This is a genomic window from Streptomyces sp. NBC_00576 (genome assembly GCF_036345175.1).
Classification (GTDB): domain Bacteria; phylum Actinomycetota; class Actinomycetes; order Streptomycetales; family Streptomycetaceae; genus Streptomyces.
On record NZ_CP107780.1, the window covers coordinates 4,681,016 to 4,695,347 of the forward strand.

At 70.0% G+C, this 14,332-nt stretch carries 14 protein-coding genes; 6 read left to right on the top strand and 8 right to left on the bottom strand.

Annotation, left to right across the window (positions count from 1 at the left end; translation table 11 throughout):
- Positions 1-28: 28 nt before the first annotated feature.
- The 6 genes from OG734_RS19870 to OG734_RS19895 form a co-directional block, all read right to left on the bottom strand.
- The gene (locus OG734_RS19870; protein ID WP_443064878.1) at positions 29-769 is read right to left on the bottom strand and encodes a response regulator transcription factor; all 741 of its coding nucleotides are present in this window, start codon (positions 767-769) and stop codon (positions 29-31) included.
- A 77-nt stretch (positions 770-846) separates the two neighbouring features.
- Positions 847-1,809: an LLM class F420-dependent oxidoreductase gene (locus OG734_RS19875; protein WP_330288865.1), complete on the bottom strand. Its 963-nt coding sequence runs from the start codon at positions 1,807-1,809 to the stop codon at positions 847-849.
- A gap of 385 nt (positions 1,810-2,194) precedes the next feature.
- Entirely contained in the window at positions 2,195-4,549 is a 2,355-nt protein-coding gene (locus OG734_RS19880; protein ID WP_330288866.1) for a hypothetical protein, read from the bottom strand.
- Positions 4,550-4,615: 66 nt separating this feature from the next.
- The gene (locus tag OG734_RS19885; protein WP_330288867.1) at positions 4,616-5,464 is read right to left on the bottom strand and encodes a hypothetical protein; all 849 of its coding nucleotides are present in this window, start codon (positions 5,462-5,464) and stop codon (positions 4,616-4,618) included.
- A gap of 2 nt (positions 5,465-5,466) precedes the next feature.
- Positions 5,467-6,309, bottom strand: coding sequence for a vWA domain-containing protein (locus OG734_RS19890; protein WP_330288868.1), 843 nt, complete (start codon positions 6,307-6,309; stop codon positions 5,467-5,469).
- A 198-nt stretch (positions 6,310-6,507) separates the two neighbouring features.
- Complete coding sequence (locus OG734_RS19895) at positions 6,508-7,767, bottom strand: amidohydrolase family protein (RefSeq protein ID WP_330288869.1); 1,260 nt, start codon at positions 7,765-7,767, stop codon at positions 6,508-6,510.
- 201 nt (positions 7,768-7,968) lie between these two features.
- On the opposite strand from OG734_RS19895, the gene OG734_RS19900 reads away from it, so the two are divergent.
- Positions 7,969-10,992 (top strand): AfsR/SARP family transcriptional regulator, encoded by a 3,024-nt coding sequence (locus OG734_RS19900; protein WP_330288870.1) that lies wholly within the window; start codon positions 7,969-7,971, stop codon positions 10,990-10,992.
- Between the two features lie 230 nt (positions 10,993-11,222).
- The gene (locus OG734_RS19905; protein ID WP_330288871.1) at positions 11,223-11,420 is read left to right on the top strand and encodes a hypothetical protein; all 198 of its coding nucleotides are present in this window, start codon (positions 11,223-11,225) and stop codon (positions 11,418-11,420) included.
- 178 nt (positions 11,421-11,598) lie between these two features.
- Here the strand turns inward: OG734_RS19905 and OG734_RS19910 are convergent, their stop codons facing one another.
- Together OG734_RS19910 and OG734_RS19915 are read right to left on the bottom strand one after the other, a co-directional pair.
- Entirely contained in the window at positions 11,599-12,180 is a 582-nt protein-coding gene (locus OG734_RS19910) for an ATP-binding protein (protein WP_330288872.1), read from the bottom strand.
- Positions 12,177-12,404: a hypothetical protein gene (locus OG734_RS19915; RefSeq protein WP_330288873.1), complete on the bottom strand. Its 228-nt coding sequence runs from the start codon at positions 12,402-12,404 to the stop codon at positions 12,177-12,179. Before OG734_RS19915 ends, OG734_RS19910 begins: the two co-directional genes overlap by 4 nt.
- Positions 12,405-12,535: 131 nt before the next feature.
- On the opposite strand from OG734_RS19915, the gene OG734_RS19920 reads away from it, so the two are divergent.
- From OG734_RS19920 to OG734_RS19935, 4 genes are all read left to right on the top strand, one after another.
- On the top strand, positions 12,536-13,387 hold the full coding sequence (locus OG734_RS19920; protein WP_330288874.1) for a helix-turn-helix domain-containing protein: 852 nt from the start codon (positions 12,536-12,538) through the stop codon (positions 13,385-13,387).
- A complete protein-coding gene (locus tag OG734_RS19925; protein WP_330288875.1) occupies positions 13,368-13,583 on the top strand; it encodes a DUF397 domain-containing protein in 216 nt (71 codons plus the stop codon). Before OG734_RS19920 ends, OG734_RS19925 begins: the two co-directional genes overlap by 20 nt.
- A 106-nt stretch (positions 13,584-13,689) precedes the next feature.
- A complete protein-coding gene (locus OG734_RS19930; RefSeq protein ID WP_330288876.1) occupies positions 13,690-14,049 on the top strand; it encodes a DUF6247 family protein in 360 nt (119 codons plus the stop codon).
- Positions 14,042-14,311 carry a hypothetical protein gene (locus OG734_RS19935; RefSeq protein WP_330288877.1) on the top strand — a complete coding sequence of 90 codons (270 nt, stop codon included), beginning with the start codon at positions 14,042-14,044 and terminating at the stop codon, positions 14,309-14,311. Before OG734_RS19930 ends, OG734_RS19935 begins: the two co-directional genes overlap by 8 nt.
- The last annotated feature ends 21 nt before the right edge of the window (positions 14,312-14,332 follow it).

Sequence of the window (14,332 nt, forward strand, 5' to 3'; positions counted from 1 at the left end):
TCAGCGAGCAGGGCGGCGCCGGCTGTTCTCAGGTGCGAACAGCCGGGGTCGCCCCCAGCCATCTCAGCACCGCGTCCGTACTCCCCCTGGCGTCCAGCTTGGCGTAGATGTTGCTGAGGTTGTTGCGGACCGTCTTCTCGCTCAGCCTTAACCGCAGCCCGATCTCCTGGGCGCCCAGGCCGGTCGACAGCAGCTCCATGATCTGCCGCTCGCGCGGCGAGAGCAGACTCCGCAGCCGTTCCATCGCCGCCCCGGCGACGGACGCACTGCCTCTCCCCTCCCCGGACTCCCGCTGGACCCTGTCCCGGAGCGCGGCGCAGGCGATCGGCGAGAGGTAGGTGTGCCCGACCGTGGCCGCCATGACCGCCGAGGCCAGCATGCAGGTGCAGTAGTCGCCCTCGACCAGATATCCGGCCCCGCCCCGGAACACCTCCACCACGGTCTCCATGTCCCGCCGGGGGCTGACGACGATCACCGGAACGCTCACGGCCCCCATGGCCCTCAGCAGCACCGCGAACTCGGTCGCAGGCTCCTCGCATCGCAGGACGACGACATCCACGGCGCCCTCCTCGCTCAGCTCACGGTAGGGCGGGGCCACGCGCAACACCCGCCCCACGTGCGGGTCGTCGGGGTCCGGCCACCCCTCGTGCGGCCACTCGCCCTCGGCACAGGCCAGGGCGACGGACAGCCTGGGCAGGGACACGGGCGGGGACGCCGGTGAGGATGCGGACGTGGGTGAGGAGTGGGCGACGAGCCGGGAGGTGCGCACCGTGCATGTCCTTCCGCCGGAACCATGACGTCCGTACGTTCATACGTACGCGCCCCGGCGTGGACATGTTCAAAGATTCAAGAGGAACCGGTCAGGCTGTCAGACAGGTTCCCCTCCGACCCGCCCTCCAACAGCGGGCCCACCTCTTCCCCGAACGCCCCTATCTGGTCGGTGAGTTCGGTGAGACTCCGGCTCCGGAACCGCACCTGGATCTGGTCGACGCCCATCGCGCCGTACGCCCGCAGCGACTCGGCGAGGGCCTCCGGTGCCCCGCTGATCGTCCGCCGCCCGACCTCCCACCCCGGCTCACCGACGTACAGCGGTTCGGTGATGGCCCCGATGGTGAACGGCCCCTGGATCGCGGCCTCTTCGCGCAGCCTACGGATCCGGGCGATCTGGTCCGGGAGCCGGTCGCGCGGGTCACCCTGCGGCAGCCAGCCGTCACCCTTGAGTGCGGCCCGGCGTACGGCGGCCGGGGACGACCCACCGACCCAGAGGGGTACGCGTTCCTGGGCAGGCCGTGGACGCTGGCCGAGCCCCTCGAAGTCGTACAACTTGCCGTGGTGCTCCGGGAATTCGTCCGGCCCGAGTGCCGCGCGCAACGCGTCGATCGTCTCGTCGAGTACGGCGCCCCGGCGCTCGAAGTCGACCCCCAGCGCCTCGAACTCCTCCTGTACGTGGCCTGCCCCGACCCCGAGGATCAGGCGGCCGCCGGAGAGGTGGTCGAGGGTGGCGTACTGCTTGGCGGTGAGGAGGGGGTGGCGGAGGCCCACGACGGCCACATGACTGAGGAGTTGGACGTGTTCGGTGACGGCGGCGAGGTGGGCGAGGGTGGCTACGGGGTCGTACCAGACGGTGCTCATCGCGGGAGCGAGGCGGCGCGGGATGGCGACGTGGTCGCAGGCCGCGAGGTAGGCGAAGCCGGCGCGGTCGGCGGTGCGGGCGATGTGGAGGAGGTCGGTGGGGGTGGCTGAGGTTTCCCAGGGTTCGGTGTAGAGGGTGGACTGGGACTGGATGGGGAGTTGCATGCCGTAGGTCATGGGCGCGTCCCTTTCCCTGCCGGATCTGACGGTCCGTCAATTCGGGCCGCGATGGCCATCGTCACGGCTGCCGCATCGCCGGGCAAGGGGTCGCCGAACTTCCTTCCCATCCAGTACCTGGGGGCTGCGCCCCCAGGCCCCCGTCGGCCCTGAACGGGCCTCTTCCTCAAACGCCGGACGGGCTGGGGGTGCGGGCCGGGGCTGGAGGGATGCTGGCTGGGCTGCAGGAGCGGTGGGGCGGGTGGGTGGGAAGCCATGGACGCGCCGAACCGTCCGGACCACTGGAGATGCCGCCCGGCACCGAGAAGTTCAAGGGGCGCCGGGCAATCGTGCCGAGACGGGTGGGCTGGTGGGAAACACGACCTGGGCTGCACCGGCGGCCACCTCACCCCCCGGTCAACAGAAACCGCACATACCTGCCGGCGCCGAGCGCACCCCGGGTTTCCTGGCGGGCGGTCGCCAGGTCGGCCTCGACCCGTGTCCGTTCCGCCCCCGCACCGGCCAACTGCTTCTGCCGTTGGAGGAGTTCCGCCCGTTTGCGCTGCGTGTCCATCGCCCGCTGCTGGCGTTGCCCCATCAGGCGACCCCGTTCGTCGGTGATCCGTTGCTGCAACGCGGCCTTCCTCTGCTGGGCCTCGCCCTCCGCCTGCTTGATCTCCGTCTGGTGGGTCCCCCGGAGTGCGGCGATGTCCGCCTTGATCTGGGCCTTGGCCGCCGGCGGCACCGTCGTGGGTGCGGATGCCCTGGCCCGGCGCTCCAGACCCTGCCGCCAGTCGCTGAGGACGGCGGCCCGGGCCTCGCCGATGCCGGGCACCCGGATCCGCTGACCGCCGGGGCCGACCAGGAACACCACGGACGGGTTGTGGGAGAAGTCCACGCCGATGAAGTCCGCCGCGCTTCGGATGCCCGCGTCCTGGAGCGCCTGCACCATCTTGCTGCCCATGTTGTTGAGCGACAGCGCCCCCTGGATCGACGTGCTGCGCAGCTTGTCCTGGATGTGCGCCCTGATCGCGGGCTCCAGCGCCTTGTCGATCCGCCGCTGCTCATTCGCCGCCAGCCCCACCAGCTGCTGCTGGGCCTGGTCCGTACGACGGTTGAGGTCCATGGTGATACGGGCCTGGCCGTCACGCAGCTCGATCTGCAGTGCCTGGACGCGCTGGTCCGAGGCCGTGTTGTCCTTGGCGAGGGCGTCGTCGAGGACGCGGATCTCCTTCTCCAGGCGCTGATGGGCGCCCGCCGGGTCGGCCAGTTCACGGGAGCGCCGTTTCAGGTCGCGCACCCGTTTCCGCGCCGCCCGGTACTCGGGGCGCCGGCGTCGCGCGTACCCGACCAGGGCGGCGGAGGTGAGCAGGGCCAGGCCCTGTGCCGCGGGCAGGACGTCCACGGGCTGGGCCGCCGCGAGGACCAGCGCACCCGGGGCGGACGTACTGAGCAGCGCGCCGACGGCCGCGAGCAGGTCACCGGCGCTGCGCCCGCCGAACCCGGGGAGTCCGGCAGCGGCGGGCTGCCGCACCGGGGGCGGGGTGGACGCGGAGGTGGGGACCGGAGTTATGGCCACGCGCCCCGCCATCCAGGCCGGCACCCCGGACGCGGGTGCCCCGGACGGGGTCGGCGTCCAGGACGTGACCGTGGGACGGCCGCCGCCCAGGCCGCCTCCGGCCCCGTAGCCCCCCGTACCAGCCCCTGTTCCCGCACCCGATGCTGATGCCGATGCCGATGCCGTCCGTTGCGCCGGGAGCTTCACGGCGTCGGCGGTCAGGGGCGGCAGGGCGGACGCCGGCCTGCCGAGGAAGCCCTTGACCCGGCCGGCCACGTCCCGTACCCGCTCGTCCGGGTGGCTCAGCAGGACGGGCCAGGCCAGCGAGGTCGCCGGTTCCTTGAAGTCCGCCTCGGACAGGATCAGGAACTCACCATGTCTGTCGTGGAGTTGGGTCCAGAGACCGGGGTCCGTGGCGACGGCGAGCAGGGCCAGTTCGATGGTCCAGGCGGAGAAGCGGTCCATGGCGGGGCCGTAGTCGGCGGCCGTACGGGAGGGCGACTGGTAGTTGCGGTGGCCGTTCTCGGTCGCCTGCTCGCCGCGCAGGGCGGGGACGTACATGCCGTCGTAGTCGACGAGCCGGAAGGTTCCGTCGGCGGCCACGAGGAGGTTGCCGTGCTGGAGGTCGCCATGGGCGATGCCGTTCTGCTCCAGGTCTGCGGTCATGGCCAGGAAGCGGTCGGCGAGTGTGTGCAGGGCGGCCGGGTCGTGGAGGTTGCGTTCGATCCAGCTGATGAGTCCGGTGCCCTGGGCCCAGGTCATCTTGACCGCCGGGTACCACTCCCGCCCGACCAGAACTCCCTGTTCCAGGAAGTCGAACCCGACCGGCCATGGCTGCGACAGACCACCCGCGCCAGAGCCACCGATTCCACCAGGTCCACCAAGTCCGCCGAGTGCCGAGCTGATGGCGGAGTAGCGCTTGCCCAGCGTCGCGCTGTCCCGGGTGAAGCATTTCAGCGCGTACCGCTGACCGTCCTTTGACGTGATGTCGAAGACGCTGGCGAAGTTCCCGGAGATCGCCTTCGGGCCCCAGGCCGGGCTCTGCTGGATCCTGCCGTGCTTCAAGTCCGGGTCGCTGAAGCACAGTTCGGGGTGTTGCAACGCCTCCGCGTAGTTCGCGCCCGTCGGAAACCTCCGGACCGGTCCGGTACCGGGGTCGCGTCCGGGGTCGTGACCGGGACGACCGCCGCGGGACACCGCCATTTACGCCTCCCCTCTCGCCACCATCCGGAAGAACTCCGCACCGTCATACGGATATACGGATGAACGTCACACTTTCGCTCGAACGAGGGTCACATCGTCGTTGCGCATCCGGGCGCGCGCCCGCTGGTCGTCCACCCACTCGGCGAAGTCCTGCTGGCCGAACGCGGCGAAGGCCGGGAAAGCCACGGCCTGTTCAGCCTCGCCGGCTGCCTCCCGGGACAGCACCCAGGCCGCCAACGCATCGGTGGTGAGCAGTAGTTCGTCGCCGGGCAGCAGCTCGCCGTGCGCCACCCGCATCCGTTCCGCGACCAGCCGCGCATCGTGGTTCCGGCTGCCCAGCAGCTGAGGAGTGATCCCGAACTCCTCGACCGTGCGCACCGGGAAGGATTCGAGGAGGCGCCCGTCGCGCAGCTGGAACAGACAGCTGTCGCCGAGGGCGAAGGCGTACCAGTGGCGGCGGGTCGTGCCGTCCTCCAGGACGGTGGCCCGGATCTCGGCGCCCAGCACGGTGGCGAACGCGCCTTTTTCCAGGCCGGGTTGCTCGTACCAGGTGATGGGCCTGCCCTGGGCGGCGCGCTCGGCCTGGTAGCGGGTGAGGAAGGCGTCCCAGTGCAGTGCGGAGCGCTCCATCAAGTCCCGTACGAACGTACCGAGTTCGTCCCACCAGTCACCGGCGAGCCGCATGGACTCGACGGCGTCGGCGACCAGGAGCGTGGCCCAGTCGCGGGCGAGCAGGCTCTCCGAGGCTCCGTCGGACACCGCGGCGTACAGCGACGCGACGGCCCGTCCGGCGCTGTCGACGCCCGCCTCGTCGGACTGCCAGCAGTAGGCGGCGTCCTCGCACTCCTGTTCACTGCTGCCCGACTTCGGCGTCCACAACCACTGCGCCCGCGGCAGCGCCGGGATGTCCCCCATGGTCAGCGCAGCTCCGTCGCACGGGTGCCGATGTCGAGGAACTCCACGATGGAGACGATGTCGGCGTTGTAGACGAAGCCCCGGGTCGTCTCGCTGACGCGGTGGCCCTGCGAGGCGGCGTACGAGCGCATGTGGCCGGGCAGGACGCTGGACATGTGGAACAGCAGCTTGGCGTACGTGTCCGGCAGCGCTTCCACGTTGTCCGGGAAGGTGATGGGGTCGCCACCGCTGCCGGAGACGTGCAGGTTGAAGAGGAGGACCGGGCCGTCGGCGGTGGCGTGGGAGGCCAGGCCGATGGCGGCGCTGGTCGGGTCGCCGTCGGTGGACTCCCCGTCGGTGAGGTTGAGGACGATGGGCGGGAAGCCGCTGGGGTGCGCGTCGACCCAGTTCGCCACCAGGGTGTCCGCGTAGCCGAGGGCGCGGGTCATGGGCGTACCCCCGTTGGTCACCGGGTCCATCCACACCGGGAACTGCACGGACGTCTCGACCAGCCCGCCGGCGCCGTCCGGCACCTTCTTGGTACGGCTCTCCACCCGCGCCGGGTTGTTGGCGACCTCGCTCAGCGGAACGAGGTCGCGGCCGGCGAGGGCGCCCTGGTAGGCGGAGCCGACGTGCTGGTGGCCGTAGCCGATCACGGCGACGTGGAAGTAGTCGCGTACGCCTTCTTCCTTGGCGCACTTGACCGACAGTTCCGTCAGCAGCCGGTTGATGGCGTTGGACACCACCTCGGCCCGCGGCTGTGTCGTCTCACCGCTCTCCATGGGGTCGCTCATGGAGGCCGACTGGTCCACGAGGAAGATGAAACACCCCGGGTTGGTCCGGCTGATCTCGGCGGTGTACGGCAACGGACGGCCCCCGTTTTTCCATGCGGTCGCTACGCGGTCACTGTGCGTTCGCTGGGGGACAGCCGCGTTCGGCAGCACACCTTCACAGTCCGACTACTTGGCCCCCCAAGGAAGTTCACGGTACCGGATGACCAGCGGCGCTATGGGTTTACGCCAGTTTCGCCCTCTCTTCGCCTCGCTCCATCCTCGCCTGCCCCGCTACGCCGGACTGCCGGGCTGCCACAGCCCGTCCGCCGTCAGGCCCAGCAGGTCGATCGCGTTCCCTCGTACGATCCGCTCCACGACGTCCGCGTCCAGATGCCCCATCTGCGCCTCGCCGACCTCGCGCGAGCCGGGCCAAGTGGAGTCGGAGTGGGGGTAGTCGGTCTCGTAGAGGACGTTGCCGACGCCGATCGAGTCGAGGTTGCGCAGCCCGAAGGCGTCGTCGAAGAAGCAGCCGTAGACATGCTCGGCGAACAGCTCGGAGGGCGGCCGGTGGACCTTGTCGGCGACTCCGCCCCAGCCCCGGTTCTCCTCCCAGACCACGTCCGCGCGCTCCAGGATGTACGGGATCCAGCCGATCTGGCCCTCCGCATACATGATCTTCAGCTCCGGGAAGCGTTCGAACTTGCCGCTCATCAGCCAGTCGACCATCGAGAAGCAGCAGTTGGCGAAGGTGATGGTGGAGCCGACGGCGGGCGGGGCGTCGGCGGACGTGGACGGCATACGGCTCGACGAGCCTATGTGCATCGCGATCACCGTCCCCGTCTCGGCGCACGCGGCGAGGAACGGGTCCCAGTCGTCGCCGTGGACCGAGGGCAGGCCGAGGTGCGGGGGGATCTCGGAGAAGGCGACCGCCCGGACGCCCCGGGCCGCGTTGCGCCGGACCTCGGCCGCCGCCAACTCCGCGTCCCAGAGCGGGATGAGGGTGAGCGGGATGAGACGGCCCTGCGCGGCCGGCCCGCACCACTCCTCCACCATCCAGTCGTTGTACGCGCGCACGCCGAGCAGCCCGAGTTCATGGTCCTTGGCCTCGGTGAACGTCTGGCCGCAGAAGCGCGGAAAGGTCGGGAAACAGACGGCTGACTGGACGTGGTTGATGTCCATGTCGGCCAGTCGCTGCGGGACGTCGTACGAACCGGGGCGCATCTGCTCGTACGTGATGACCTCGAGCTTGATCTCGTCCCGGTCGTAGCCGACGGCGGTGTCGAGGCGGGTGAGGGGGCGGTGCAGGTTCTCGTAGACCCACCAGTCGCCGATCGGGCCGTCGTCGCCCGGTTCGCCCATGACGGGCTTGAACCGGCCGCCGAGGAAGGACATCGACTTCAGCGGCGCGCGGACTATGCGGGGGCCGATGTCCAGGTACTTCTTCGGCAGCCGGTCCTGCCAGACGTTGGGGGGCTCCACCGTGTGGTCGTCCACCGAGATGATCTTCGGGAAGGTGCTCGTGGTCTCCGTACTCTCCACAGTCGTCTCCATAAGGGGCACGGTAGCGCCGATCTGACGAACCGTCAGCTCCCGTGTTCGCACGTCCCTTTCTGTTGAACCCCGTGCGGAGATCGTGTGAGAACCCTGTGGTACCTCGTGCGCCGAACTGTGATCGCTGTCCCCAGAGCTGACGCACATGCCACGGACAAGGCAAACTGCTGTCCTGGTCATGAAGTTCGGCAGGGAGCGGTGATGGGTGACATACCGGCTGTACCGCGGGTGCCGGCACAGCGGGATCCCAGGGATACGCCGGTGAGACCCCCGGCAGACTCTCCGGCTGATTCCCCGGCGGCGCTGCGCTTCAGCGTGCTCGGACCGGTGCGGGCCTGGCGCGACGAGGAGCCTCTGCCCACCGGATCCCCGCAGCAACGGGCGCTGCTGGCCGCGCTGTTGCTGCGCGAGGGCCGGACGGCGACGGCCGCCGAGCTGATCGACGCGCTGTGGGGCGACGAACCGCCGTCGCAGGCGCTGGCGGCGGTACGGACGTACGCGTCACGGCTGCGGAAGGTGCTGGGCGCCTGGGTGCTGGTGAGCGAGTCCGGCGGGTACGCGATCCGTTCGCTCGCGGAGGGCGCGCTGGATCTGACGGTGGCGCAGGAACTGTCCACGGAGGCGGAGAAGGCCAAGAGCGCCGGAAATCTGTGCCATGCCCGGGACGTCCTCAACCAGGCGCTGGAGTTGTGGGACGGCAAGCCGCTGGCGGGCCTCCCGGGTCCGTACGCGGAGGCGCAGCGGGCCCGGCTGGAGGAGTGGCTCCTCCAACTCCTCGAATCCCGGCTCGACATGGACCTCGAACAGGGCTGCCACGCCGAGTCGGTCAGCGAGTTGACCGCCCTCACGGCCGAACACCCCCTCCGTGAGCGCCTGCGCGAACTGCTGATGCTGGCGCTGTACCGCAGCGGCCGGCAGGCCGAGGCCCTGGCGGTGTACGCGGACACGCGCCGCCTCCTCGCCGACGAACTCGGCGTCGACCCCCGCCCCGGCCTCAAGGAGCTGCAGCAGCGCATCCTCCAGGCGGACCCCGGGCTCGCCGAACCCTCCGCCCCGCTCGCCCCCGAACCGGCCCCCGCACTCGTCCGGCCCGCCCAACTCCCCGCCACGGTCCCGGACTTCACGGGCCGTACGGCCTTCGTCTCCGAGCTGAGCAAGGTCCTGGCATCCGCATCGTCGGCTTCGTCGGCACAGGGCCGAGTGATGGCCGTGTCCGCGCTGGCCGGTATCGGCGGCGTGGGCAAGACGACGCTCGCCGTCCATGTGGCCCACCAGGCCCGATCCGCCTTCCCCGACGGGCAGTTGTACATCGACCTCCAGGGCGCCGGCACCCAGGCCTCCGAGCCGGAGACGGTCCTCGGCGCCTTCCTGCGCGCCCTCGGAACGGCCGACTCGGCGATCCCGGACTCCCTGGAGGAGCGCGCGGCCCTGTACCGCTCGGTACTGGACGGCCGCCGGGTCCTGGTCCTGCTGGACAACGCCCGCGACGCCGCCCAGGTACGTCCACTGCTGCCGGGCACGGAGGGCTGCGCGGCCCTGGTCACCTCCCGGGTACGGATGGTGGACCTGGCCGGCGCCCACCTCGTCGACCTGGACGTCATGTCCCCCGAGGAGGCCCTGCAGCTGTTCACGAAGATCGTGGGCGAGGAGCGGGTCGCCGCGGAGCGCAAGGCCGCCCTGGACGTGGTGGCGGCCTGCGGTTTCCTGCCGCTGGCGATCAGGATCGCGGCGTCCCGGCTGGCGGCGCGCAGGACGTGGACGGTGTCCGTCCTGGCGGAGAAGCTGGGCGACGAACGCCGCCGCCTGGACGAACTCCAGGCCGGCGACCTCGCGGTGAAGGCGACCTTCGAACTCGGCTACGGCGCCCTGGACCGCCAACAGGCCCGCGCGTTCCGGCTGTTGGGCCTGGCGGACGGCCCCGACATATCCCTCGCGGCGGCAGCGGCCGTACTGGACCTGCCGGTTGACGACGCGGAAGAGGTCCTCGAATCCCTGGTCGACACCTCGCTGCTGGAATCGGCGGCGCCGGGCCGCTATCGCTACCACGACCTCGTACGACTCTACGCGCGTTCCTGCGCCGAACGGGACGAACACCCGCCTGGTGAACGGGCGTCGGCCATGTCACGCCTCCTCGACTTCTACCTCGCGACGGTCGCCGCGACCTACCGGATCCAGCGCCCCGAGGACAAACTCGTCGACCACCTGGAGCATGCGGAGTATCCCGGGCTGACCTTCGCCGACAGCCACGCTGCGCAGGACTGGGTGCACGCGGAGGCGGTGTGCGTGCTGGCCTGCGTACGCCAGTCCGCGACCCGGCCGGACACACTGCGCCGCGCCGCCGACGTGCTCTGGGCGGCGGTCGAACTGGCCGAGTCCGGCACCAACTCCAAGGAGTACGAGGCGGTCGCGGCGATCGTGCGGGACGCGGCCCGGGAGGCCGGCTCCCCCCGTACGGAGGCCCGCGCCCTCACCACCCTGGCCTTCGTGCACCATGTCTCCGGGAGCCTCTTCGACGCGGCCGTCCAGGAGTCCGAGCGGGCAACGGAGTTGGCGCTCGCGGCAGACGACCAGTACACCGCCTGCTGGTCGTCCAACATCAGCGGCGTCGTCGCGCTCTACCAGAGCCGGCACGACGCGGGCGAGGCCCACTTCACCCGCGCCATCGAGAGCTACCGCGCCTTCGCCGACCGACCCGGCGAGGCGAGCGCCCTGTGCAACCTGTCCCGCATCCACCTCGCCACGGGCCGCACCGACAGCGCGGTCGCTCTCGCCCAGCAGGGCACGGCGATGTACGACGCGATGGGCCACACGGTCAGAGGGGCCAACGGCCGCTACGCGCTCGGCCTGGCGCTCACCCAGAGCGGCCAGTTGACGGAGGCCGCCGGTCATCTCGACGAGGCCCTGCGGGTGTTCCGGGACAGCAGGCAGCGCCTGTGGGAGGGCATGACCCTGTTCCGCCTCGCCGAGGTCGATCTCGCGGCGACCCGCTCGGCCCGCGCGGCGGCCAACGCCGAGCAGGCGCTGACGGTACTGCGCGGCATCGGCGGCGAATGGCGACGCGGCAACGTCCTCACGGTCCTCGGCCGCGCCCTGCACGGCGTAGGTCAACTGGACCGCGCCCAGGTGTGCTGGCAGGACGCGCTCGGCATCTTCGAGTCGCTGGAGGCGCCGGAGGCGGACACGGTACGGGGGCTGCTGGGGCGGGCAACGCGCACGAACTGCTGAAGGTTGCTCGGGCGTACGACATAAAACCCGAAACGGCGGGACGTTCATCGTTCGTTTATCGCCGTCCGGCAGGCTCGTCCCTGTCGAGCCGTCGCGTCGGGGGGCAGGCGGAACGACAGAGGGCCGGACCTCTTATGGTGAACCGGCCCAGGGCCCGTCCCGCAGTCCGCGGGGGAGTCGCGGGGCGGGCCCCTCAGTCCACCGGTCACCATTACAGGGGAGACAGCAAGATGAGCGACCAAATCAAGCCGACCGACGTCCACGCGACGAGCGAGCCGGCCACCGCCACCCTGGACGACGTCCACGCGACGACCGAACCGGCCAAGAAGTCCAAGGCCACGGCGACGATCCTGGGCGACGTCCACGCCACGACGGAACCGACCACCGCCAAGCCGAACGACGTCCACGCGACGGACGAACCGGCCTGAGCCACCGGCTCCAACACTCCAACAGACGTACACCTGCACGGGGAACGACCGCGGCGGCGCGGAGGGGGAGCCGCCGCGGTCGTGGTGTGTCCGGGGGCGGGCGGGGTCGTGCATCTATCGGGCGGTGGTGGCCGGAAGGCCGGGTGCGCGACTCTGTGCCCCCCGCTCGCACTCTTACTCACGCTCGCCCTCGTACGTCACGCTCTCGCTCTCGCTCGGCGAAGATACGGCCGACTTCCCGCCATTCCGCCTCTGCCGCCGCCATCTCCTCCTCCGTGACCGGCCCGCCCTTCTCCTCCATCCACGCCACCAGTTCCCCCAGCCGCTCCTGCTCCCGTCGGCGCTCCATGGCCCGCGGGACACCGGCGCCTTCCAACTCGCACCACACCGTCTTGCCCCCGGCCTCGACCTCCACGCCCCACCGCACAGCGAGGGCACCCAGCAGCGCCAGCCCGCGCCCCGACTCGTCGGCCCCCGTGGCGCTGAGCAGCACCGGAAGAGCACGCGGGTCGGGATCACCGACTGCGACCCGGATACGAGCACCGTCCACACAGCCCACCCGCACAGAAACGGGCGTCCCCTCCCCCACGTGCCGGACGACGTTGCCGACCAGCTCGGTCACGCACAACTGGACGTCTCCACCTACGCGCCCATACGCGTCCTCCCCGAACCACTCCCGCACCGCGCGGCGCAGCTCCGGCACGGCCTTGGGGACGGCGAGCAGTTCGGCACCGAAGTCCGCCGTCGTCGTCGCGTTCACTGTCCCGCCGCGTTCCTCAGCACGGCGGCCAGCTTCAGCGCGGTGGCCGCGTTGCAGCCGCCCAGAGCGACCAGTCCCCTCGGCGGCTGGTAACTCCCCGCGAAACTCGGCAGATCGACCCGCAGGGACGGAAGGGTGATGCCGTGCTCGGCAAGAGCGGCACGGAGTTCCTCGACGCAAAGGGTGACGTCGTAGACGGTGGTGTTCTGGTGCGTCGACTCCATCGGGGGACCTCCCTGTTCAGCGCACTCCCATGTGCGCTCTGTGATGATTCCCTCACAGAATGACGTGACTGTGCGTACCGTGAAAGGGATTCAGATTGCACAGCGCAACTGGAAAGAGACGGTGGTGAGTTGTGCCTTCCCGCAAGGACCCCGACGCGTCCGCGAACGTCCCCTCCTTCTACGGCGCCGAGTTGCGCTTCCGAAGGGAGCAGGCGGGCCTGACCCTGGAACAGTTGGTCGAGGGAAGCTGGCGCGGCATCTCGTTCCTGAGCCAGGTCGAGCGCGGCGAACGCCGAATGACGGACGACCTGGCCAAACACGTCGACCGGAAGCTGGGCACGGACGGCTTTTTCACCCGACGTTGTGAAGACGCGCGCAAGGCGAAGCAGTCGGGGCATGCGGAGTACTTCGCGGATGTCGTCGAGATGGAACAGCACGCAGAGTCAATCGAGGAGTGGGCGCCCGCGCTCATCCCCGGCCTGCTCCAGACACGGCCGTACGCAGAAGCAGTCGTCCACACTTCGTTGCCTTGGCTGCCGCCCGAGACCGTCGAGAGCCAGGTACGAGCCCGCCTGGAACGCGCGGACATCTGGGAGCGCGAGCAGCGCCCCGCGTTCTGGGCGATCCTGCACCAGTCGCTGATCAGCAAGCCACTTCTGTCGCCCGAGGCGATGGCGGAACAACTGGAGCACATCGCGCACGTGATCCGCTCCACGCAGGGTGTTCTGCAACTCCTCCCGGAAACCACCACGGCCCACCCGTTCATGATGGGCATGACCAAGGCCATGACCTTCCCGGACGCGCCACCCTTGATCTACACGGAGGGTCTCCACAGCGGCCAACTCATCGACTATCCAGCCCTCGTGAAGGACTACCGCAGGTCGTACGATCTACTCAGGGCGACGGCACTTCCACCTGAGACGTCCCTGGCCATGGTCGAGCGAGCGGCAGAGGAATACCGAAATGGCAAGCAGAAAAAGTGACTTGAGTACCGAACGGTGGCGCAAGAGCAGCTACAGCAACGGAAGCGGCGGAGACTGCGTCGAGGTAGCCCTCCCTCACGTCAAACCCCTCAGCGTCATCCCTGTTCGAGACTCCAAAACCGCCCCCCACAACGGCCCCGTACTCCTCTTCCAGGCCGGGGCCTGGACAGCCTTCCTCACCGACGTGAAGGGCTGACCCACCCAAGAGCAGAAGCTCACCCTGACCGATCACCCCGAACACCCTGCGTAGTCACTCGCCCCTGCCGTACCGTGGGCATGGCACGGTCCACGGAAGGATCAGGATGACCGCACAGCACTTCGAGCCCAGCGGGCCTCTTATCCCGCGGCCCGAGCGAACGCCCGCCGCCCTGCGCGTGGCCCTGGCACAGGTGGCTCCCCACCGGCTGGCCGACATGGAGCGGCAGAAGGACGAGGCCATCACCCTCGCAGCGCGCACGGGCAGCCTCGGTCCCATCACCCAGTTTCTCGAAACGTGGGCGGTGGCGATCGAGATCGCAAGGATTCCGGCCGCCGCCGCACAGCTCCGTACCGCTGAGTACACGGCACAGACCATCGACCGTGACGAACCCGCCTGGCGTGACGCCATGGACGAGATCCGGCGCCTGCACTCCACCGCTCGGGAGTCGGTCACCGGTGAGTGATTGGCGCTGGGAGTACGACCCGGACGAAACCCACGTCACTGGTGGCCCCACGCCCGCGCCTCCCGCGTTCGTCGCAGAGGTCGAGAAGCGAGCCGACGAGATCGCACGAGCAGCCGAGGCTCTTCACCTGGACGGCACTCGGTATCAAGGCGCAGGCGAGGGCGTACAGACCGCCTATGTCTCAGGCGGGATGTTCCTCTACCTGACCATCGTTCGCCACGAGTGCGTGTACATCCTCCAAGTCACCCCGTGGCCGGGCTAGAACCGGAACCCGGCCTCACCG

Bases quoted from the DNA above. Each gene is read 5' to 3' on its own strand.
- OG734_RS19880 (WP_330288866.1), bottom strand. From the start codon at position 4,549: ATGGCGGTGTCCCGCGGCGGTCGTCCCGGTCACGACCCCGGACGCGAC.
- OG734_RS19900 (WP_330288870.1), top strand. From the start codon at position 7,969: ATGGGTGACATACCGGCTGTACCGCGGGTGCCGGCACAGCGGGATCCC.
- OG734_RS19930 (WP_330288876.1), top strand. From the start codon at position 13,690: ATGACCGCACAGCACTTCGAGCCCAGCGGGCCTCTTATCCCGCGGCCC.
- OG734_RS19925 (WP_330288875.1), top strand. From the start codon at position 13,368: ATGGCAAGCAGAAAAAGTGACTTGAGTACCGAACGGTGGCGCAAGAGC.
- OG734_RS19895 (WP_330288869.1), bottom strand. From the start codon at position 7,767: ATGGAGACGACTGTGGAGAGTACGGAGACCACGAGCACCTTCCCGAAG.
- OG734_RS19915 (WP_330288873.1), bottom strand. From the start codon at position 12,404: ATGGAGTCGACGCACCAGAACACCACCGTCTACGACGTCACCCTTTGC.
- OG734_RS19875 (WP_330288865.1), bottom strand. From the start codon at position 1,809: ATGACCTACGGCATGCAACTCCCCATCCAGTCCCAGTCCACCCTCTAC.
- OG734_RS19905 (WP_330288871.1), top strand. From the start codon at position 11,223: ATGAGCGACCAAATCAAGCCGACCGACGTCCACGCGACGAGCGAGCCG.
- OG734_RS19885 (WP_330288867.1), bottom strand. From the start codon at position 5,464: ATGGGGGACATCCCGGCGCTGCCGCGGGCGCAGTGGTTGTGGACGCCG.